General features: G+C 33.3%; 19 protein-coding genes, 3 tRNA genes and 1 other annotated feature (1 of these 23 running past the window's edge). Of the genes, 5 read left to right on the forward strand and 17 right to left on the reverse strand.

The window, feature by feature from the left end; translation table 11 throughout:
- Window positions 1–10: 10 nt before the first annotated feature.
- The gene (locus tag PTA89_RS08645) at window positions 11–910 is read right to left on the reverse strand and encodes a proline iminopeptidase-family hydrolase (protein ID WP_113895959.1); all 900 of its coding nucleotides are present in this window, start codon (window positions 908–910) and stop codon (window positions 11–13) included.
- Window positions 911–985: 75 nt separating this feature from the next.
- Window positions 986–1,231: a binding site (T-box leader), on the reverse strand.
- Window positions 1,232–1,372: 141 nt separating this feature from the next.
- A complete protein-coding gene (locus tag PTA89_RS08650; RefSeq protein ID WP_160994034.1) occupies window positions 1,373–3,217 on the reverse strand; it encodes an FAD-dependent oxidoreductase in 1,845 nt (614 codons plus the stop codon).
- A gap of 189 nt (window positions 3,218–3,406) precedes the next feature.
- On the opposite strand from PTA89_RS08650, the gene PTA89_RS08655 reads away from it, so the two are divergent.
- Entirely contained in the window at window positions 3,407–4,309 is a 903-nt protein-coding gene (locus tag PTA89_RS08655) for a LysR family transcriptional regulator (RefSeq protein ID WP_113895961.1), read from the forward strand.
- A 76-nt stretch (window positions 4,310–4,385) separates the two neighbouring features.
- On the forward strand, window positions 4,386–5,426 hold the full coding sequence (locus tag PTA89_RS08660; protein WP_003708877.1) for a zinc-binding dehydrogenase: 1,041 nt from the start codon (window positions 4,386–4,388) through the stop codon (window positions 5,424–5,426).
- A gap of 56 nt (window positions 5,427–5,482) precedes the next feature.
- Here PTA89_RS08660 and PTA89_RS08665 read toward each other — a convergent pair whose 3' ends face one another.
- From PTA89_RS08665 to PTA89_RS08690, 6 genes are all read right to left on the reverse strand, one after another.
- Window positions 5,483–6,781 carry an O-acetylhomoserine aminocarboxypropyltransferase/cysteine synthase family protein gene (locus tag PTA89_RS08665; protein WP_003708878.1) on the reverse strand — a complete coding sequence of 433 codons (1,299 nt, stop codon included), beginning with the start codon at window positions 6,779–6,781 and terminating at the stop codon, window positions 5,483–5,485.
- A 15-nt stretch (window positions 6,782–6,796) separates the two neighbouring features.
- Window positions 6,797–7,648: a homoserine O-acetyltransferase/O-succinyltransferase family protein gene (locus tag PTA89_RS08670; RefSeq protein WP_087249931.1), complete on the reverse strand. Its 852-nt coding sequence runs from the start codon at window positions 7,646–7,648 to the stop codon at window positions 6,797–6,799.
- 29 nt (window positions 7,649–7,677) lie between these two features.
- On the reverse strand, window positions 7,678–8,811 hold the full coding sequence (locus PTA89_RS08675; RefSeq protein WP_003708881.1) for a 5-methyltetrahydropteroyltriglutamate--homocysteine S-methyltransferase: 1,134 nt from the start codon (window positions 8,809–8,811) through the stop codon (window positions 7,678–7,680).
- 378 nt (window positions 8,812–9,189) lie between these two features.
- Window positions 9,190–9,948: an NADPH-dependent oxidoreductase gene (locus PTA89_RS08680; RefSeq protein WP_160994031.1), complete on the reverse strand. Its 759-nt coding sequence runs from the start codon at window positions 9,946–9,948 to the stop codon at window positions 9,190–9,192.
- Window positions 9,949–10,020: 72 nt separating this feature from the next.
- Window positions 10,021–10,764 carry a peroxide stress protein YaaA gene (gene yaaA / locus PTA89_RS08685; RefSeq protein WP_324177220.1) on the reverse strand — a complete coding sequence of 248 codons (744 nt, stop codon included), beginning with the start codon at window positions 10,762–10,764 and terminating at the stop codon, window positions 10,021–10,023.
- Between the two features lie 26 nt (window positions 10,765–10,790).
- Window positions 10,791–11,525, reverse strand: coding sequence for a CPBP family intramembrane glutamic endopeptidase (locus tag PTA89_RS08690; RefSeq protein WP_255819923.1), 735 nt, complete (start codon window positions 11,523–11,525; stop codon window positions 10,791–10,793).
- A 98-nt stretch (window positions 11,526–11,623) separates the two neighbouring features.
- On the opposite strand from PTA89_RS08690, the gene PTA89_RS08695 reads away from it, so the two are divergent.
- Entirely contained in the window at window positions 11,624–12,151 is a 528-nt protein-coding gene (locus PTA89_RS08695; RefSeq protein ID WP_034982991.1) for an acyl-CoA thioesterase, read from the forward strand.
- A gap of 157 nt (window positions 12,152–12,308) precedes the next feature.
- The gene (trxB, locus tag PTA89_RS08700) at window positions 12,309–13,244 is read left to right on the forward strand and encodes a thioredoxin-disulfide reductase (protein WP_324177221.1); all 936 of its coding nucleotides are present in this window, start codon (window positions 12,309–12,311) and stop codon (window positions 13,242–13,244) included.
- A gap of 32 nt (window positions 13,245–13,276) precedes the next feature.
- Here trxB and PTA89_RS08705 read toward each other — a convergent pair whose 3' ends face one another.
- The 6 genes from PTA89_RS08705 to PTA89_RS08730 all read right to left on the reverse strand — a co-directional run bounded on the left by PTA89_RS08705 (window position 13,277) and on the right by PTA89_RS08730 (window position 20,051).
- Window positions 13,277–13,399: a hypothetical protein gene (locus PTA89_RS08705; protein ID WP_283599306.1), complete on the reverse strand. Its 123-nt coding sequence runs from the start codon at window positions 13,397–13,399 to the stop codon at window positions 13,277–13,279.
- Between the two features lie 417 nt (window positions 13,400–13,816).
- The gene (locus PTA89_RS08710) at window positions 13,817–15,109 is read right to left on the reverse strand and encodes an adenylosuccinate synthase (protein WP_044005550.1); all 1,293 of its coding nucleotides are present in this window, start codon (window positions 15,107–15,109) and stop codon (window positions 13,817–13,819) included.
- A gap of 235 nt (window positions 15,110–15,344) precedes the next feature.
- The gene (locus PTA89_RS08715; RefSeq protein ID WP_003705625.1) at window positions 15,345–15,917 is read right to left on the reverse strand and encodes a flavodoxin; all 573 of its coding nucleotides are present in this window, start codon (window positions 15,915–15,917) and stop codon (window positions 15,345–15,347) included.
- Window positions 15,918–15,990: 73 nt separating this feature from the next.
- Window positions 15,991–17,382 carry a replicative DNA helicase gene (gene dnaB / locus PTA89_RS08720; RefSeq protein WP_003705626.1) on the reverse strand — a complete coding sequence of 464 codons (1,392 nt, stop codon included), beginning with the start codon at window positions 17,380–17,382 and terminating at the stop codon, window positions 15,991–15,993.
- 172 nt (window positions 17,383–17,554) lie between these two features.
- Window positions 17,555–18,004, reverse strand: coding sequence for a 50S ribosomal protein L9 (gene rplI, locus PTA89_RS08725; protein WP_003700898.1), 450 nt, complete (start codon window positions 18,002–18,004; stop codon window positions 17,555–17,557).
- 13 nt (window positions 18,005–18,017) lie between these two features.
- Window positions 18,018–20,051, reverse strand: a complete 2,034-nt coding sequence (locus tag PTA89_RS08730) for a DHH family phosphoesterase (protein ID WP_034983741.1) — start codon at window positions 20,049–20,051, stop codon at window positions 18,018–18,020.
- 182 nt (window positions 20,052–20,233) lie between these two features.
- Here PTA89_RS08730 and PTA89_RS08735 point away from each other — a divergent pair, with 182 nt between their 5' ends.
- Window positions 20,234–21,001 (forward strand): hypothetical protein, encoded by a 768-nt coding sequence (locus tag PTA89_RS08735; RefSeq protein WP_160994029.1) that lies wholly within the window; start codon window positions 20,234–20,236, stop codon window positions 20,999–21,001.
- A 127-nt stretch (window positions 21,002–21,128) separates the two neighbouring features.
- Here the strand turns inward: PTA89_RS08735 and PTA89_RS08740 are convergent.
- The 3 genes from PTA89_RS08740 to PTA89_RS08750 form a co-directional block, all read right to left on the reverse strand.
- Window positions 21,129–21,213: transfer RNA gene (locus PTA89_RS08740), tRNA-Leu, on the reverse strand.
- A gap of 30 nt (window positions 21,214–21,243) precedes the next feature.
- Window positions 21,244–21,314 (reverse strand) — tRNA-Cys (locus tag PTA89_RS08745).
- Between the two features lie 24 nt (window positions 21,315–21,338).
- A tRNA-Gln gene (locus tag PTA89_RS08750) sits at window positions 21,339–21,405 on the reverse strand (it continues 5 nt past the right edge of the window).

A 21,405-nucleotide genomic window follows, 5' to 3' on the forward strand; every position in this document is an offset into this window, starting at 1 on the left:
TTAATCGTCACTATTCTTTTCCAAATGTTCCGTCTTCTACTTCTGATACAAACTTGTATAAGCTCTTGAAGAATGCTTCTGGATTATCTTCATTGTGGCAATGTCCACCGTCCGGAGTTAATACCAATCTAGAGTTTGGTAAAGTATCTTGCATTCTTCTAGCTACATCTAATGGCATTGTGTCAAATTCACCAAATGTCAATAAAGTAGGTACTTTTACATTTGCTAACTTATCTCGTACACTCCAACCATTCAAAGTTCCTACCATCACAAATTCATTATTTCCCTGGAAATAATTGTATACATCTGTTGCCATTGTATTGACCATATGTGAAACTTTTGGATGTCTAGTAACATATTTAGCATAGAGCTTTTTCAACAATTCTTGATACATTGGATCATCAAAATTTTCAGCTTCTTCAACATCTTTCATATATTGAACTTCTAAACTATTAAACATTTCTTCTCTTAACTTGTTGATATGAGCTGTATATTCTTCAATATTGTCAATCATACTAAAAACAACTAAGCCTTTTAAATGTTCTCCGTATTTTAAAGCATATTCTTGTGCTAGAAGTCCGCCCCATGAATGACCAACTAAATAAAAATTATCTAATCCCAATTTTTTTCTAACTTCTTCTAGTTCTTCCAAATAATAATCAAGCGTTAAATAATGTTTATTTTCTTCCAAAGAAAAGTCTGGCTGATCTGAATAAAACGAACCTAATTGATCGTAGGTATAAACTTCTACACCTTTATCATTTAAATTTTGAGCAAAGTTTTCAAATTCTTCATGATTTCCTCCAGGGCCACCATGTACGCATAACATCTTAACGGGACTTTCCCCTTCCTTTCGAGTAAATAGATGGTATCCATTATCTAGTTCTAAAAGTTTTGTTCCTTGTCTCATTAGTAATTCACCTCATAATTTTATTGAGAAAAATTATTAAGCAATTAAAAACGCCCTATAGAAGTAATTAAACTTCTATAGGGCGTTTCCGCGGTACCACCTATTTTTATTGATCAACAAAAATTAATCAACATCTCTTTTCACGTGCGGCTTAGACTTCTCTAAGCGATACGCTAGTACGTTAAAGGGTACAACCTAAAAACACTCTTCGCATTTTCAGCTCTAAGGTGATATTCGTAAACTTCCATACTGTTTTCTTACACCAACCGAAAACTCTCTTTAAGCGTAAAAATTTACTACTGTCCTCGTCATTGCTATTAATCTCTCTATTCGTTGTCATCATATTAACACTTTTTTATAATCTGTCAACTACGTTTATTCATTTTTTTATTATCTTAATCTAATAAAAAAGTCCAAAAAAATCGTATTACTTCACTATTTTTTGGACTTCAATTTTTTCAATTAAATTTTATTCATCGCATCTTTTACAGCTTCTTTTAAAGCCCTGCTTGTTGCTGATGCTCCTGAAATGCTATCAACATCGTAAGTATTCTTACTAATCATTTCTTTTGGCATACTCTCAATTGCTTGGGCTCCAATTCCAGTTTCACTTTGTTTTAGAATCTCAATATCTTTTAATTTTTTATCATCATCTACTGTAATTCTAACTACAACTTCGTTACCTACACCAGCATTACTTCTTCCTAAATATTGGTTTGCACCTACCATATAAGTTTCTTTAACATCTAAGTCACTACCTAAATTGACCTTTTTTTCAGTTTGAGATGCTGAAGATACAGCGTCCATTTCTTCTGTTGTATGTTCAAAAACTTCTTCTTTAACACGAGCTGCATTTAAGCCTGCAATTTTACCAAAAATTAAGCATTCAGCAATGTTTTCTCCAGCTTGATAACGTCCAGCAGAAATACCACCGAGTTCTCCGGCTCCATAAAGATGTGGAATAGGTGTACCATCATTGGACAAAATTTCAGCACGTGCATTACGGCGTGGCCCACCTTGTGTATTTAAAACTGTTTGTGATACTGATAAGGCATAGTATGGACCCTCAGCATCAAATGCTTGCATCGTTTCTGAATTACGGTGGAATGCATAATCCTTTCTTTCAGTTGCAAAGAAGTTAAACTCTGCCACTTGTTCTTGCAATTTTTCTGGTACAGCACCTATCTTTTTAGCTAATTCTTCTAGTGTGTTAGCTTCAATCACCATATCTAGTGCTTGTGGGTAGATACTTGTCTCTTTATCTGCAAATTTTTCGTATTGTTTTTTATCAAAAATAATATGTGGATGATGATTATTTTGTGGAACTTTCCAATAACCATGACTATAAACATGGCCATGTCTATTAGTCATATCTTCAGGATAATAGCGTGTACCATCATCTCCTGCAAGGAAGACACTGCCGTCATAAATAGCTTTCCAATCTCCCAAAATTAATTTACCACGTTTACCTGTTGGAACTGTAAATGCTAGTCCATGGAGCATTCCTAAAGATTCATAGTTATTCATGTGCCATAAACTAGCACCGACTTCAGTTGCCATCTTAATTCCGTCGCCCTTATTATATAAGGTTCCTAGTGGCACTAACTTGGATGCACCTAAGTAATCTTCTAACATTTCTGGGTTATTTTCGAAACCACCAGTAGCCATAACTACACCATTATTGGCTTTGATATTTCTCAATACATGATCACGTTCAATTTGAACCCCTATTACAGTTTTTGTTGCAGGATCTTGAATTAAATGACGAGCTGGTGAACTAAACCATACATCGATCTTATCTGAACGATCAACTACATTTTGTCTTAGCATCTTCCACAAAGCACCATCAAAGAATCCCAAACTAACTGATAAAATATCATGATGTTCACTACCTTCAAATTCTGGATATTCCACTGTATTATCAATAATAGCTTTCCTCAATGCTGCGAATTTAGGATTATTCCAATAATCGCGCTTATATTGATAAGGTTCCACACCTAAATGTTCTTTCAGATATTTAGCCATATTTGCCATACCTTCAACATAAGTATCTGCTATTTCTTGGTCCAGTGTCATCGGGTCTGTTAGAGCTGCGAAATATTTCTTTTCAGCTTCAAAGTCATCACTTGCACTGATCATTTGAGCAGAATAACGAGTGTTACCACCTTCATTGCCTTCAGGAGCAGCATCAACTAATAAAACTTTTGCTCCTTCATCTGCGGCAAATCTAGCTGCTGTGGCTCCAGCTCCACCAAACCCTAAAACAACTACATCATACTCAGCATTCCAATTATTTACTTTAACCATCTAAAATTCCTCCTTATAGGATTTATCAAGTTATATATTTCACATATATAATTATAAAATACTATAGGTATAAAAGTAATCGTTTTCTAATTTCTATTAATCATGTTATTATAACTTTAGGTTATGATTAAAAATTTAGTTAATCATAAAAATTTTAATGACTATCACTGTTATATTGGAGAATACGTTATGAGTTTTGAAATTAATCATATTAAATATATCCAAGCCATTGTTGAAAATGACTTCAATGTTACTGCAGCGGCTCATAAAATACATATCAGTCAACCCGCTCTCAGTAAATCAATAAATTTAATTGAAAGCGAATATCATGTGCATATTTTTACAAGAGATAAGCATCGCTTAGTTGGACTAAGTCAACAAGGTAAAATTCTCTATGCCATAATGTTAGATATTCTAGAGAAATACGAAGAATTAGAAAATGAATTGCGTCAACTTGGAACTGAACCTTCGCTTATTAAATTTGGAGCTATTGCTAGTACCCCACAAATTTTATTTCCTGGCCTCTTCATTGATTTTGAAAGTACACATCCTAATATCCACATTGAAATTATTGAGGATGGTGGTGTAAATATCCTACATGATTTCTTACAAAAAAAATTTGATTTTGCTTTACTAGTTAATCCTTTTGAATTACCACCTGATTTAGCTGATGTGCGTTTAGTTGCTGAAGATGAGATTGTGGCCTTTCTTCCCCTAGGACATCCTCTTACTTCAAAGGCAATACTAACTTGGGAAGATCTAGCTGAATATCCGCTTGTCTCTTTATCAGACAAATACCAGACCTACTTTAAAGTAATGGAACAATTTAGAATACGTGGACTAGAGCCTCATTTTGCATACACATCATCTTCATGGCAATATCTAACAGATGCTATTCAACGCAATTTTGTAATTACTTTAATGCCATCGCTAGTCCCAACATTTTCCTCTACTGATAACATTATTATTAAACGAATTAAAAATCCTGCATCATTTAATTTGTTTTTAGCCAGATTAAATAAAAAGCACTATTCTAAAGAAAATAAACTTTTCTACGACTTTCTTAATCAACATTTACCAAAATTAAAGTAACTTTTTCTTGCCTTGGAGTTAACTCAAAGGTTTAGAATTTAACTGTAGAATAGATTTAAAAAATGAGGTGTCTTCAATGAAAAGTGCAGTTTTTGAAAATAAGGGTAAAGTCAGTTTAGAAGAAATTAGCAAACCTACAATTCAAGATAGTGGTGATGCTATTATCCGCGTTATTCGTGCATGTGTTTGTGGCTCTGATCTATGGGCTTATTCTGGATTAGACAGTAAAGAAACACATTCCGTTAATAGTGGTCATGAAGCATTAGGCATTATTGAAGAAGTAGGCTCTGATGTAACAACTGTAAAACCTGGAGATTTTGTGATTGTTCCATTTACACATGGATGCGGTCATTGTGCAGCTTGTTTAGCAGGTTTTGATGGTGTATGTCAAGATCATGAAGATAATTTTAGCGTTGGTTTCCAATCTCAATATATTCGTTTTGCATATGCTCAATGGGCTTTAGTTAAAGTTCCTGGTAAACCCGAAGATTATAGTGAAGGAATGTTGAAATCATTACTTACTCTATCTGACGTTATGGCTACTGGTTATCATGCTGCTCGAACAGCTCATGTTAAGCCTGGAGATAAAGTAGTTGTTGTCGGTGATGGAGCTGTTGGTCAATGTGCTGTTATTGCAGCTAAAATGTTAGGTGCATCTCAAATTATTATGATGAGTCGTCATAAGGATCGTCAAGATTTAGCTTTGGAATTCGGTGCTACTGATATTGTTGCTGAACGTGGAGCAGAAGGTATTTCTAAAGTTATTGCTCTAACTGGTGGAACTGGTGCTGATGCTGTTCTCGAATGTGTAGGCGCTCAAGCATCTACTGAACAAGCTATAGGTGTTGTCCGTCCTGGTGGTTTTATTGGTAGAGTTGGTCTACCTCACGGAAAAGATATGAACCCTGCTACTACATTCTATCGTAACGTTACTCTAGCTGGTGGTCCTGCTTCTGTTACAACTTATGATAAAAAGGTTTTACTTAAAGCTGTACTTGATGGACAAATCAATCCTGGAAAAGTTTTTACTCATAGTTATAGTCTTGGTGAAATTAATCAAGCTTATAAAGATATGGCAGATCGTAAGACTATTAAATCACTGTTAGTCATCGATTAATCATAAAAAAATACTGGTAATTGCATGATTACCAGTATTTTTTATAACTTATATTTTTAATCTTTCAATTTATCCAAAGCTTGAGCGAAGTCATCAATTAAATCATCTGCATTTTCAATTCCAACTGAAATTCTTAACAATTCTGGTGTTACTCCAGCTGCTTTCAATTCTTCGTCACTTAATTGTGCATGTGTTGTTGAAGCTGGATGAATAATTAAAGATTTAGCATCCGCAACATTTGCTAATAGAGAAAATAGTCGTAAATTTTCAATTAATTTCTTACCATCTTCTTTACCACCTTTTAACCCTAAGGTAAAGATTGAGCCTACACCCTTAGGGAAATATTTCTGTGCCAAATTATAGTATGGGCTGTCCTCTAACTCTGGATAATTGATCCATGCTACTTCTGGGCGAGACTTCAAGAATGAGATTAGTTTTCTTGTATTTTCAACATGACGTTCTACTCGTAAGGATAATGTTTCTAAACCTTGTAATAGTAAAAATGAGTTGAAAGGACTAATTGTAGCACCAGTATCTCGACCAATTTCAGCTCGTACCTTAGTAGTGAAAGCTGCGCCTTTGATATCTGCAAATTTCAACCCTTCATATTGTTGATTAGGTTCTGTGCAGTCTGGATAACGTCCACTAGCTTCATAATCAAAATCTCCCTTTTCAACAATTACTCCACCCATGGTTGTTCCATGACCACCAATAAATTTTGTAGCAGAATGTACGACAATATCTGCTCCATGTTCAAGTGGGCGTACTAAGTATGGTGTTCCAAAAGTATTATCAACAATAAAGAGAATACCGTATTTATGAGCGATTTTCCCAATCTCTTCAAAATCAACTAAATTAATTCCGGGATTTCCAATACTCTCTACATAAATTGCCTTAGTCTTATCATTAATTGCTGCTTCAAAGTTTGCAGGATTATCAGGATTTACGAAATTTGTTTTAATCCCTAATCGTTTTAAAGTAATACTAAATAAGTTATAAGTACCACCATAAAGTGTGCTAGCAGCAACAATTTCATCACCTTGTCCTGCAATATTCAATATCGCATATGTAATAGCTGCTGATCCAGTTGCTAATGTTATACCTGCACTTCCTTTTTCCAACGCTGCCACTCTTTTATCAACCACATCAGTGGTAGGATTTGTTAACCTAGTATAAATATTTCCTGCATCTCTCAATGCAAATCTATCCGCTGCTTCCTGTGCATTCTTAAAAACATACGATGTTGTTTGGTAAATAGGCACTGCTCTTGATCCTGTCTCATCAATTGTTTGTCCAGCATGTACTTGTAAAGTTTCGAATCTATCTGTTGCTTTTGTTTGATCTTGAATTGTCATAATTATTCCTCTTTTCTAAGTTGTATGAATTAGGTTTAACCAGTTCGTATATAGTTTGACACTACTTTGAACCCACTGATTAACTATCTGATTATTTCGATAGTAATTATTAGGTTTACTAATTGGTTTTCCCTTTTCTGAATCCCGTCGATATTCTCTATCTAACGTTCTTGTATCATATTCTGGATGACCAGTAATAAACAAATTCTTTTGATCTGTAGTCGCTAATAAAAACGCTTCTACTTCCTGACTCTTAGCTAATACCTGCAACTCATCAGGTAATTTTGCCGGTAAGATTAATTTAGTATGTCGAGACTGTGGCATTCGAATTGGTCCCCCACTTCCAAAACCTAATAAAAAGGAACTATTCATGTTTATTTTTTCTGCTTGATAAACTCCAAATAATTTAGAAACTAAAGGTGACTTATCAATATCAAATTTTACTTTCAAAGCTGCTTGACTAGCCCAACATTCAAAAATCGTATAAATTTTTGTTTGTCTACTCCATTCAACCAACTTTTGAAAATCATCCCAATAATCTACTTCTGTGAAATCCAGATGTTCTACTGGTGCCCCCGTAACTATTAGTCCATCAAAGTTTTGCTGTAAAACCTTGCTTAAGGGCAGATAATGTTTCTTTATAATCTCACTATTACCATGATGAAAATGATGACTATCAGGATATGCAAAAGTCACTCTACAATTAATTTTTGTTTTTTCCAATAACTTTAAAAATTGTAATTCTGTTGTTTCCTTAGTTGGCATTAAATTTACAATTAATATTTCTAAACTTTGTTTATCATCCAGTTTATTTTTCCATTGTTTTTGTGCTAAAGCTATTCCATTTACAGCTTGTACTGTCATCATTCTCACCTTCTTTTAGTAAAAAATTTATTTTAATCTCCCCAAACTTCCTTAGCAGTCTCAATTACTAATTTCAGTTTGTTTTCTTGATCTTTTTCTGTAAGTTTATTTCCTTCTTCCGTTGAGGCAAATCCACACTGTGTACTTAATGCTAAATTATCTAAATCAACATATTTAGTTGCTTCCTGAATTTTTTGTTTCAATTCATCTTTATCCTCTAATTCAGGTTTTTTACTAGTTACTAGTCCTAATACCACTCTTTTACCAGCCGGAACAAATCTCAATGGTTCAAAGTTACCCGAACGTGCATCGTCAAATTCTAAGAAATATCCATCATAGTCTGTGGAAAATAAATCTTCTGCAACAGCTTCATATCCACCTGAAAATAACCAAGAAGATGCATGGTTTCCACGACATACATGAGTTGTAATTATTAAATCATCAGGCTTATTCGCTAATGCACTATTGATAATTTCTTTACTAATTTTTGTTGCTTCTTTGGGATCAATACCTTTTTCTAATAAAGATTCACGTTTATTTTTATCAACTAAAAACGCCCAATTTGTATCATCAAATTGTAGATATCGACAACCTAAATCATAAAAAGCTTTAATTGCATCAGCATAAGTTTGCGATAAGTCCGCATAGAATTCTTCTACGTTGGGATAAATTTCTTTCAATTTTGAAGAACCATCGTTAGCTAAAATTTCCTGACGATATAACATTGTTGGACTAGGAATTGTAGCTTTAGCTATGAGATTTCTTTTATCTGCAACTTCTTTAAGATAAGAAAAATTCTTCAAAAATGGATGATCGGGATTAAATTTTACTTTCCCTACTACTCGAACATTATAAGCAGGTGCATCAGTCCCTTTAAATTGTTGATTATATCCTGTTTGTGGAACATATCCTTCTACTCCATCTAAATTTTCTAGAAAGTCAATGTGCCACCAGCCTCGATTAAATTCTCCATCTGTCACAGCCTTTAGCCCCACTTCTTTTTCTTTTTCCACCAACTCATCGATTAGTCTATCTTCAATTTCCTTTAATTCATTTTGAGAAATCTTTCTCTCTGAAAAATCTTTGCGTGCTTTTTTTAATTCTTCAGGTCTTAAAAAACTTCCTACAATATCATAATGTGCTAAATCTTTAATCGTCTTTGTCATAATTTTTTCCTACTTTCTTTCGTATAAAAATAAAAAAATCCCTAGAACAACAAATGTTGTTCTAGGGACGTGTCATCATCTTATTCACGTGTTACCACCCGTTATTCGATACTACCTCACAGTAATATCCTCACTAAGTACACTATACAAGCTATACTCGTTCGCTATAACAGGCGACCCCTGTTATCTGCTTGCCATGGCTCACAGATAATCTAGCTCCAAGACCATCTTCATTAAGCTTTCAACACATCGCATCTCACCATTCACGACTCTCTTTAGTGATACTCACATTAATTACTCATCTTTTCTTAGCTATTTCTAATTATTATGCCATAATAATATCTTTTCTATTATCTGCTGTCAACCCTAAATTATAAATTAATTAAAATCTAGTGCTAACCCCTGACTATGAATAGCTTCTACAATGTCATCACGTTTATTTTGATGTGTATTCAATTTTTTTCCGTTAATTTGATTAGTAAATGAATCAATTCTTCGATTAGCATCACGTAAATCATAGTATGTTTGTACTATTTCATCGTAATCTTTCAGCTCACTAACTTCAAAATCACGTGGATATTCATTTTCAAAAGTTGTAAATTCTAATGGAAGTCTTGGCTTTAATTGTGGTTCTTGATCTGGTACACCAATTTGTAAGCCCAAAGCTGGGTATGTGAGTTCTGGTAAATCTAATACTTTTAACATTGCTTTAGGATCATCATTAACCGTCCCTAAAGGTACTATTCCAAGTCCCATACTCTCAGCAGCATTAATTACATTTTGGACTGCTAACATTGTATCTTGAAATGCTTGAAAGAAAATATCCATTGTATGCAAGCGCCCATCATCATTTCCCATTTGTTTGCGAATTTGTTTATTTCGATATAAATCAATGACAAAAATAAATAAATCACCGTTAGCTCCTACGTATTTTTGACCTGTTATTTCTCTAATTTGTTTACGTTTCTCCTCATTAGTAATATGTAAGATGCTAAATTGTTGCATAAACATACTAGTAGCTGTATGTCTAGCTACTTCATATAAAGTCGTTAATTGTTCTTCTGACAAAGTTTGATCTTTAAAAGCCCTAATTGCACGATGATTTAGTTGATGTTTAATTGTTTCATTTTCAATCATAAAGCCCACCCTTTGCTAACTATTTATAAGTATAGTGTAACACACTTATACTTTGTTTCACGTGAAACGTACTTAGTTTTTAATGAACACTAATTCAGTATCAGTTGAAAATTGAGGTCCATATTGATATCCATTTACTGAAAAGTTCTTTATTTCATCAATTTCTTTAATATTATTTTCTAAAATATACCTTACCATATCACCACGTGCTTGCTTAGCAGCTGTTGCCTGTTGTACATATTTACCATTCTTTTCCTTTTTAAACGAACAAATGATGAATTTATCTTGAGGCTTTAGATATCTCTCAATGGCTTTAGAATACTCTTTAGAAGCTAAATTTACTACTAATTCATTATCTCTATATAATTCTTGATATATACTGTCACCCCAAAATTGATATAGAGTATGTTGATCATTAATATCTACTTTTGCCTGCATTTCTAATCTATATGGCGTAATACCATCCATCGCTCCTAAAATTCCATAAAATCCTGATATGATATATAAATCTTTTGCTGCTCTTTGTAGTGCTTCTTGCATAAAAACTTGTGGTCCCATTGCTTGATATTGAATCCCTGAATATGCCATAACTGCTGGTGTTAAGTTCTCATCTAAATTCATATCTTGAATTCTATCATAGTTAAGTTTGGCAATTTTATCATTACATTTCCAAATATTTTTTAATTCATCATAGTTTTTACTCTTTAACCATGTTAATAACACTTCTGCTTTGTCTTTAAATATTGGTAATTTACTAATATCAAAGCTGTCCGTATCTTCTACCATTTTCTTAGCTGGAGAAATTATTATTTTCATTTAGGTTATTTCCCTTCTACATTATTCTATGCTACTTTTTTCTTGATAATTCGCCATGCAATAAATCCTAATATTATCCAATATAGCACTGAAGAAATAATCATCGCTATAGTACCTGAATCTTGCTCAGTAATTGTACCTGTTACTGCAATAATCCAAAAATCATTCAAAAAATGAATAAAAATCGTTCCAAATAAATTTTTATATACTAAATATATTACCCCAAAAAGCATCCCTATTGCTGCAGCCGCTATAACTTGATTAATAGTAGGTAGTAGTCCTTGCCTAAAAAGATTGATAAAATGTAACATTCCAAATGCTAGACCTGAAGAAATCGCACTTATCCATATTCTTCTTTTTTCCTCTACTTTGTTTAAATCATTATAAATACATTTACTAATAATACCTCGACATATTACCTCTTCAACTATTCCTGCCTGTAAAGATACCATTAATGCCAGTGGAAGATTTTTTACATTACCTATAACAATTAAAATTGTGATAATTGCTAAAACTGTAGCCAATATTATATGTCTCTTAAAAAAGCTAAAAGTAAATTTAAAGTCGATTTTTACTCCTATATATTTTTTATTAAGCCATAAAAATAACGCACATATCACAAAATTAATTATTACAGAGGCAAATGTCTTACTATTACTGGAATTTAAACTTAATAACTGAACTATTCTTCCACTAATAACCAGTAACACTGCATATAGCCCCACTAACCCTACTGGAATTACAAATGTCTTCTTTTCCATAGTTTCATTCCTTTCCACTATCTATTTTAAATCTATCATTTTTATTCTTAATAATCTAATTTCAATCATTAACTGTTATAATTATATGTGTAATTTTTATGAAAGGGTTGTTATACTTGGAAGATTTAACATGTAGACAAACTCTAGCTATTACTAGCCATCGTGTTTTAGCTAGTGATTTAAATGAACATGAAACCGTATACGGTGGTAGACTCTTAGAAATGTTAGATGGCACTGCCTCTATTTCCGCTATTCGTCTTGCTAGAGCTAGCAATGTTACAGCATCAGTTGATGAACTTAATTTTTTAGCACCATTTATCCTTAATGATTCCTTATGTATCGAATCATACGTTAGTGGCGTTGGCTCCCGCTCAATTGAAGTTTTTGCGAAAATTATCGGTGAACATTTAACCACTGGCGAAAGATTTTTAGGATTAACGGCATTTTTAACTTTTGTTGTACCAGATAAACAAATCATTCTACCCCAAGTTACTCCTATAACTGAAGAAGAAAAAATTATTTGTGCTGGATACAAAGACCGTAAACTAGAAAAAACTAAAAAATTCGCTCGTCAAAAAGAATTAAATCAGCATATATCTTTACATTTACCTTGGGATAAGAATTAGTAAACAAACATGTTGCAAAATATAATATCTTGTATTATATTATTACTTGTAAAAAGTAAGTAATATTAAATTGGTATTTCAAGACTTACTTTACTTCAATTATTAATAAGTATGATATGATAGTTAAGATAATTAAAAAGAAAGAAGGTATCACTGAATGTCTGATAAATACGATGTAATTGTGATTGGGGCTGGCCCTGGTGGTATGACAGCTGCTTTATATGCCTCTCGTGCTAATTTAAAAGTAGCTATGCTTGACCGTGGTGTATATGGCGGTCAAATGAATAACACAGCTGAGGTTGAAAATTATCCTGGTTTTAAATCTATTTTAGGTCCAGATTTAGCTGAAAAGATGTTCCAAAGTTCTACACAATTTGGTGCCGAATTTGTCTATGGTAATGTTGAAGATCTTACCGTTGATGATAATGGCATTAAGCATGTTAAGACTGATGATGGCGAGTTGGAAGCACCCGTTGTTATTATTGCCACAGGTTCTCAATATCGCAAATTAGGTGTTCCTGGTGAAGAAAAATATAGTGGTCGTGGCGTATCTTACTGCGCTGTCTGCGATGGTGCTTTCTACCGTGATAAACCCGTTGTAGTTATTGGTGGCGGCGATTCTGCCGTTGAAGAAGGTATGTATCTTGCTAAATTAACATCTTCTGTTAATGTAATTCATCGCCGTGATGAGTTACGTGCACAAAAGATTTTACAAGATCGTGCTTTTGCTAATGATAAAATGCACTTCACATGGGATACAATTGTAACTGAAATTATTGGCGATGATAAAAAGGTTACAGGTGTAAAGACTCATAATAAAAAAACTGGTGAAGATGGTGAAATCGAAGCCAATGGTGTATTTATCTACGTTGGCTCAGTTCCAATGAGTGAACCATTCCAAAAACTTGGCATTACTGATGATAAGGGCTGGATTGTAACTGACGATCACATGGCAACAAGTGTTCCAGGTATTTTTGCTATTGGTGATGTTCGTTCTAAGTTTCTACGTCAGATTACAACAGCTGTTGGCGATGCAGGTATTGCAGGACAAGAAGCATTTGCTTATATCGAAAGCTTGAAAGATAAAAATTAATGAATTACAAAAAAGGTAGTGATTTTTAATCACTACCTTTTTTCTGTATATTCTAGAAGGAAAGCGATAGCTTCTTTATAAGATAGCTTTCGCTCATTCATTACCTGCTGAATTATCTTTTGAGTTGAACTCAAACGCTCTTCTGTCATTACCATAACTCTTCCTCCTATATACAAACATCCGTTCTTGTTAATTAGCACTTTTTTATTGTATATCTATTTTAGACAAAAATAAAGCCTTAATATTGTTCTAATTTTAAACATATCAGCCCTATCGTTAATTTAATCGGTTTCCTAGCCTTTAAAAAAATTATTTTAATATGAATTTAGAAAATTATCTGTATTTCTAAGCAAATACCTTAATTTAATCATATTTTTATAGTATGTAACTTTCCATTCAAATATTGAAGAATTCTTCATATAAAGGTATACTCTAACTTCTTTGTGTTATTCATAGAATTATTTCTAATTTTATATAATTTTTAAATTATAATTCAATAAAAAATAAAAAGATGAAATAAAAGCTGTATTAGCCCCTATTACATCTTTTTCTTCTAATATCTTTATCCTAAATTAAATATGTGCCCATACGTTATCTAAGACATTTGTTTGTTTACGATCTGGACCTACAGAGAATGTAGATACCTTTACACCTACTAAATCTTGAATTCTGTGAATATAGTTACGAGCATTTTCAGGTAAATCTTCTAATGTCTTGCAGTTAGTAATATCTTCTTTCCAACCTGGTAATGTTTCATATACGGGTTTACATGCAGATAATTCCTTCAAACTTGCTGGATAATGATAAATTTTTTCACCATTTAATTCGTATGCTGTACAAATCTTAATTTCATCAAGACCTGTTAATACATCAACACAGTTTAAGCATAAATTAGTTAAGCCTGAAACACGTTTTGAGTGGCGCATAACAACACTGTCAAACCAACCTATACGACGAGGACGTTTAGTAACTGTACCATATTCATGACCTACTTCACGGATATGATCGCCAATTTCATCATGTAATTCTGTTGGGAATGGACCGTCACCTACACGAGAAGTATATGCTTTACATGCACCAACAACTTTATCAATTTTAGCTGGTCCCACACCACTACCAATAGTAACTCCACCAGCAACTGGATTTGAAGATGTAACAAATGGATATGTACCTTGATCAATATCTAACATTACACCTTGTGCTCCTTCAAATAAGACACGTTTACCAGAGTCTAATGCATCATTTAGAATAACAGATGTATCTGTTACATAATCTTTAAGTACTTGTCCATATTCGTAGTATTCTTCAAAAATATCTTCGAATTTTAATGGTTCATGACCATACATTTTTTCAAATAAACGATTCTTTTCTTCAAGGTTTGTACGTAATTTTTCTTCAAAAGTATCTTTTTCTAATAAATCTGCAACACGAATACCTACACGAGCTGCTTTATCCATATAAGCTGGTCCAATACCTTTATTTGTTGTACCAATCTTGTTATCCTTTTTAGCAGCTTCTTGTAAGCCATCTAAAACGATATGATATGGCAAGATAACATGAGCACGATTTGAAATACGAAGATTGTCTGTTGATACTCCATTATCATGAAGGTACTTTAATTCTGTAACTAAGGATTTGGGATTTAAAACTACCCCATTACCAATAACACTAATCTTATCAGAATAAAAAATACCTGATGGAATCAAGCGTAATTTATATGTTTTTCCGTCAAATGCAATTGTATGTCCTGCATTATCGCCACCTTGGTAACGTGCAATAACTTCAGCATTTTGACTAAGAAAGTCTGTAATCTTACCCTTTCCTTCGTCTCCCCATTGACTACCAACGACTACTACTGATGACATTATAATCCACCTCGTAATTATATTTTATGTATAACCATAACTTTTGCGTCAATCAAACCAACGCAACCTCGATAATTGTAACAAGAAAAACGATTATATTCAAGTAAAAACCGAATATTTTAACTTTAATAAAACCTTTTTAGCAAATTATCATCAATTAAATTCGTGTTTTAATTATATGTTCATGTATATAATTAAAAAATACTCGACAATAGATCGAGTATTTTTACCTATATTATTTCATGTTAATTTGCTTCAAATATTCTTGAATTCGTTGCAAATCTTTACCATCGTCTTGTAACAATAAACGAGGTAATACCTTTGCTCGAGGTGCGTGATGCCTAATTAAACGTATACTGCGTCCACTGCCTTGAGAAGCCTTATTAAGCGATACTACAGGAACTACATACTTGTTACTAAAATTATGCTTTTTAATAACTTGCTTCATAATCATTGGAGCAGTATCGTACCAGATAGGATAAGCCAAGTAAACCATATCGTACTTATCAATATTATCAAGCTTGTTCTTCACTTCTGGTGTAGCACCTGTTATCCATTCACGAAAAGCACGTGCTTTATCATCACCGCTATATTCTTTTACACCTTCGATTTCAATAATATCTGCACTAGTTTCTTGTTGAACCAAATGAGCTAAACGCTTAGTTTTTCCAGCAGGTGAGAAATATAGTATTAAAGATTTATTGATCCCACCTTCTACCTTAGTATCAGTTGGGTTTACTAAGTGTGAAAAATATCGCCATATTAAAGCAATAATCACTATTACTACTAAAATACCCAAAATTAACATTCTAATCAATCCTATCTATAATTATTTGTATAATTATATTCTATCATAGGAAAAGTTTTATGAATAATATTTTCTACATTGGCGGCTCTTGAGCATATGAAATATTTGAAAATTTATTATAGGATTTAATAAACAATAATTTAACTGTTCCTCTAGCTCCAGCACGGTTCTTTTCAATGATTAATTCAACCTCACCAACATCTTGATTTAATGAATCTTGATCATCCTCATCGTCTTCTGATTTAGATTCTCCACGTTCATAGTAATCATCACGGTATAGAAAAGCAACTATATCCGCATCTTGTTCAATAGATCCAGATTCACGAATATCAGATAATACAGGACGTTTGTCTTGTCTTTGCTCTACTCCACGTGAAAGTTGGGATAAGGCTAGAATTGGCACACTTAATTCTTTAGCTAATTTCTTTAATTGTCGTGAAATTTCAGATACTTCTTGTTGGCGACTTTCTTTATTACTACCTTCAATTAATTGCAGATAATCGATAACTACCAAACCTAAATTACCCTTTTCTTTTGCTAGTCGACGACATTTTGCTCTGATTTCGGCCATTTTAATACCTGGAGTGTCATCAATAAAGATTGAGGTGTTTGATAAAGCCCCCATTGCAACGATTAAATTTTGCCATTCTCCTTCATCTAATTGCCCTGTACGTAAATGGTTAGCATTTATTGAACCTTCTGCACACAACATTCGATTTACTAAAGACTCAGCACTCATTTCAAGAGAAAAAATAGCAACACTTGTATCCGTAGACGTTGCAACATTTTGAGCAATATTCAAGGCGAAAGCTGTCTTACCTACAGCAGGACGAGCAGCTAGAATAATCAAATTATCTGGCTGTAAACCTGCCGTCATCTTATCAAATTCTCTATATCCAGTTGGTAAACCTGTAATATCTTCACTTTGCTGTGATAATCTATCAATATCACTCAATGTCTCATTTAAAACATCTTTAATCTCTCTAAACCCACTACGATTTCTTCGCTCTGAAACGTCCATTATTTGCCGTTCAGCTGAATCTAATAGAGATGGTACGTCATCATCACCGTTATTTGCTTGCGTTATAATATTTGTTGCAGTAGAAATTAAGCGACGCAACATAGACTTTTCTTCAACGATTTTAGCATAATATCCAGCATTAGCTGCTGTTGGCACTGATGTTGCTAATTCTGCAATATAAGCAACTCCACCAACGTCATCTAATTGATTATTAGTAGTCAGATAGTTTTGTACTGTCAATACATCGATTGCTTCACCATCATTGTTCAAATCTACCATTGCTTGGAATAAAATTTGATGTGCTCTTCGATAAAAATCATCAGCTTCCACATATTCCATCGCATCTGCTAAAGCATCTGTATTCAAGAAGATAGCACCTAAGACCGCTTGTTCAGCTTCTATATTTTGTGGTGGTAAATTATCCGTCATTATGTCGTTATTCACTTAGAAGCTCCTTTCCGTTCAATATTACATTTTATAATTATAACTTTTTTAAGATGTAATTACATAATAAAAGTAATTCTTTTTGTTAACTTTTTTATTTTTGACTAATATATAAAAACATCCAATACTAGATAATACTATCTACCATTGGATGTTTTCATCATTTTAATTCTTACTTTTCAGAAATATGAACTCTTATTTTAGCTGTTACTTCATTGTGAAGTTTTACAGGAACATTTACATATCCCATTGTACGAATTGGTTCACGTAATTCCATTTTACGCTTATCAATTTTCATACCGTATTGCTTTTCAAGTTCTTGAGAAATTTGTTTGCTAGTAATTGAACCAAATAAACGTCCATCAGTTCCAGCCTTAGCTTTCATTTCTACTACTCTTTCACCTGATTCAAGTAGTTCTTTAAACTTCTTAGCTTCTTCTAGTTCCTCTGCTTCTTTTCTAGCTTCAGCACGTTTTTGACCCTTTAATTGGCTCATTGCTTGTGCATTAGCTTGCTTTGCTTTATTTTGCTTAATTAAGAAATTAGCATAGCCATCTGGAAGTTCTTTAATTTCTCCACGACGTCCTTTACCTCGAACATCTTCTGTAAAAATAATCTTCATTTACTAATCACTCCTAATCAGTTTCCTCTGTATTATTTTCTTCTGTTTGTGCAATTAAATCAAGTAGTTGCTTTCTAACATCCAAAATATCTCTATCTTCAATTTGAGTAGCGGCATTAGATAAATGTCCTCCGCCTCCCATTTTTTCCATAATAATTTGAACATTAGTCTCTCCATTACTTCGAGCTGAAATCCCAATAATATCTTCAGAACGGTGAGTCACTACATACGAAGCTTGCACCCCACTAACAGTTAATAAAGAATCGGCAGCTTGTGCAGCAGTTACCGGATCATAGGCACGATCATTTTCACCAACTACAACCGCATTTCCATTCCCTACAAATTCCACTCTATCAATCAAATGATTTCGTTGCAAGAAACTTTGTACATTTTCTTTCATAAAATGTTGCGACATTTGTGAGTCAGCACCTACTGAACGAAGATAACTAGCAGCATCAAATGTTCTAGTTCCCGTTCTTAATGAGAATGACTTCGTATCAATAATAATTCCCGTCAGCATAGCTGTTGCTTCTAATTTATTTATTGGATCATCACTATAGCGTGATTGATATTCAAACATTTCTGTTATTAACTCACATGTAGAACTAGCATAAGGTTCAATATATACCAACATCGGATTTTCAGGGAATTCTTCACCTCGACGATGGTGATCAATAATAATAACTCGATTCTTGAGTTGATCATATAATTCAGGACTCATTGAAATTGAAGGTTTAGACAAGTCTAGCATCAATAATAAGCTTTTCTTGGTTGCTTTTTGTAAAGCTTCTTCAGGAGAAATGATGCTTTCCTTGATATCTGGATAGTTATCAATTTCATCTAGCAATCTTTGGATATCTGAATGCAAATTATCTGTGTCCAACACAAGCCAACATTGCTTACCATTCATCTTTGCAATCCGTCTAATTCCCAAACATGCTCCTATCGAATCCATATCTGGTCTAGCATGTCCCATTACAAAAATATCATCTGATTGACTCATTAATTCTTGTAATGCTTGAGAAATCATTCTTGCTCTTACACGAGTTCTCTTCTCCATTGGATTCGTCTTACCACCATAAAAACGAGCTTGAGAATCATCTACTCCTCTTACAACTACCTGATCTCCGCCTCGTCCTAGTGCTAAATCCAAATTACTTTGTGATAATCGAGAAAGTTTAGCTAAATCAGTACCACCATAGGCTAATCCTATACTCAAAGTAACTGGAAAATTCTGCTTAGATGTTCTTTCTCTAATACGATCTAGTAATTTGAATTTTTCTTTTTCCATCTGTGTTAATGATTTTGTATATGCTAAAACGAAATAATGATCTTCATCAATCATCTTTAGAAACATTCCCATTTGACTAGCCCATGATGATAACTCATTCGTTATATAATTACTTAAATTGGAAATATTAGTATCATTCATTGATTGGGTAACTTCATCATAGTTATCAATAAAAATTTGTCCGATAACTAAGCGAGAATCATCGTATTGTTTCTGAATTTCAGCATAGTGTGTAATATCTAAAAGATAAACAACGTTAATATCACTTTGTACTAACATATTAAATCTTTTATCTTGCCATTTGATTTCAACACTATCTTTATTCGACATATTATCATTGATCACTTTAGCTAATTCTTCATCAGCCTCTGTTAACTTTTTACCTAATATTTCTTCTTGCCCAAATAACTTTTGCATAGTTGGATTAACCCAAACAACTTCTGCTAAATCATTGAGCATTAGAATTCCTATTGGCATTTTTAACAATGCCTCTTGCTCACTTCGCTTAATTTTATACGATAAATCAGATATATAATGTGTGGTATCTTGCATAACTTGTTTTAATGTTATAAAAGACAATCCTATTGTCAATAAAATCAGCAGAAGGACAATTATACCTAACCAGGCATTAACAATAAATGCCAACGTTGCACAGACTAAGGAGAGTATAAGTAAGAAAACTGCTATTATTCGCAAATGTTTATTTCTTAAAAATTCTGGTATCTGCCAAAATTCTTTTTCCAACAAACGTTTCACTTTTCCATCCTCACAGTCTAAATTTTTGATAGCCCTCTCATGAAAGCTACTTACTATTTTAACACATTTTCTACTATCACGTTACCTCAATCTATTCTTGTTCCACATGAAACATTTTAACTCAAATATGTTAAAATAATTATTGATTATAATATAGATTACCAGAAAGGATAATTAATAGAATGAAAAAAAGATATGTTCTAATGGGGTTATTATCATTGCTATTTCTAGGAGCATGTTCCAATAATAAACAGGAAACAACTTCATCTAGCAGTAGTCGTGTGAGTTCAAGCCTAGCATCAACTGATACTATTAATCAAACCCTAGATACTGTAGGATCACTTAAATATCATTTAGGTACTGTTACTACTAGAAAAGTTGAAAATGATCGTAATAACTACACAGAGGCCGAAAGAAAGTTCAAATATAAGTCATCTCTTGGGGATACTTACTATCGCACTACAATCACTTATAGTGTTACTAATGTTGGCGAAGAAACTATTGATTTAGCCAAAACACCATTATCTGTTACAACTGACGATGGCAGCAAATTTACTTCAACGGGAAAACTTAATCACTATGCGCATAACGTTCTTGTAAATGGATATAAGTTAAAGGTTGGCAAAAAATTACAAGGAAAATTAGTACTATTATCATCACACAAGTTAGACATTAGTTCTATTCAATTAAATATTGGAACTCAGGTACCTTATAATAGTATTGATGATACTGCCGAAGTAACTAGTGAAAATACTACAAATAGTGCTACTACTTCTTCTGCTGTATCTTCAACCACCTCTTCTTCTGATGGCATTTCTCCGGATTTGCAACAGCAATTAATCCAAAATGAACAGGGCGAGAATAAGGTCAACGGTTCTAATAGTGGATCTTCCAACAGTTCAGCATCATCTTCATCTGCTCAAACCGGTACTAGTGAAACTGCTCAATAACATATATTAATAAAGCACTAATGAATTGATAAAATAGATTCATTAGTGCTTTTTATATTCAAAAAATTATGCCTGTTTTTTAGAAATTAAAAAGCCTTAGTTTTTATAACTAAGACTTAAATACTGATACCGGTGATCGGGGTCGAACCGATACGTCCTCAACGGACACTGGATTTTGAGTCCAGCGCGTCTGCCAATTCCGCCACACCGGCATATTTACAGTTAGCACCCTTAGGAACTAAAGGCGGTAACCGGATTTGAACCGGTGATAAAGGTTTTGCAGACCTCTGCCTTACCACTTGGCTATACCGCCACGAAAGGATCAAATCCTCAAAAATTGGGGTAGCTGGATTCGAACCAGCGCATCACGGGATCAAAACCCGTTGCCTTACCGCTTGGCTATA

It is taken from the genome of Ligilactobacillus salivarius, from assembly GCF_035231985.1.
In the GTDB taxonomy this organism is placed as follows: Bacteria; Bacillota; Bacilli; order Lactobacillales; family Lactobacillaceae; genus Ligilactobacillus; species Ligilactobacillus salivarius.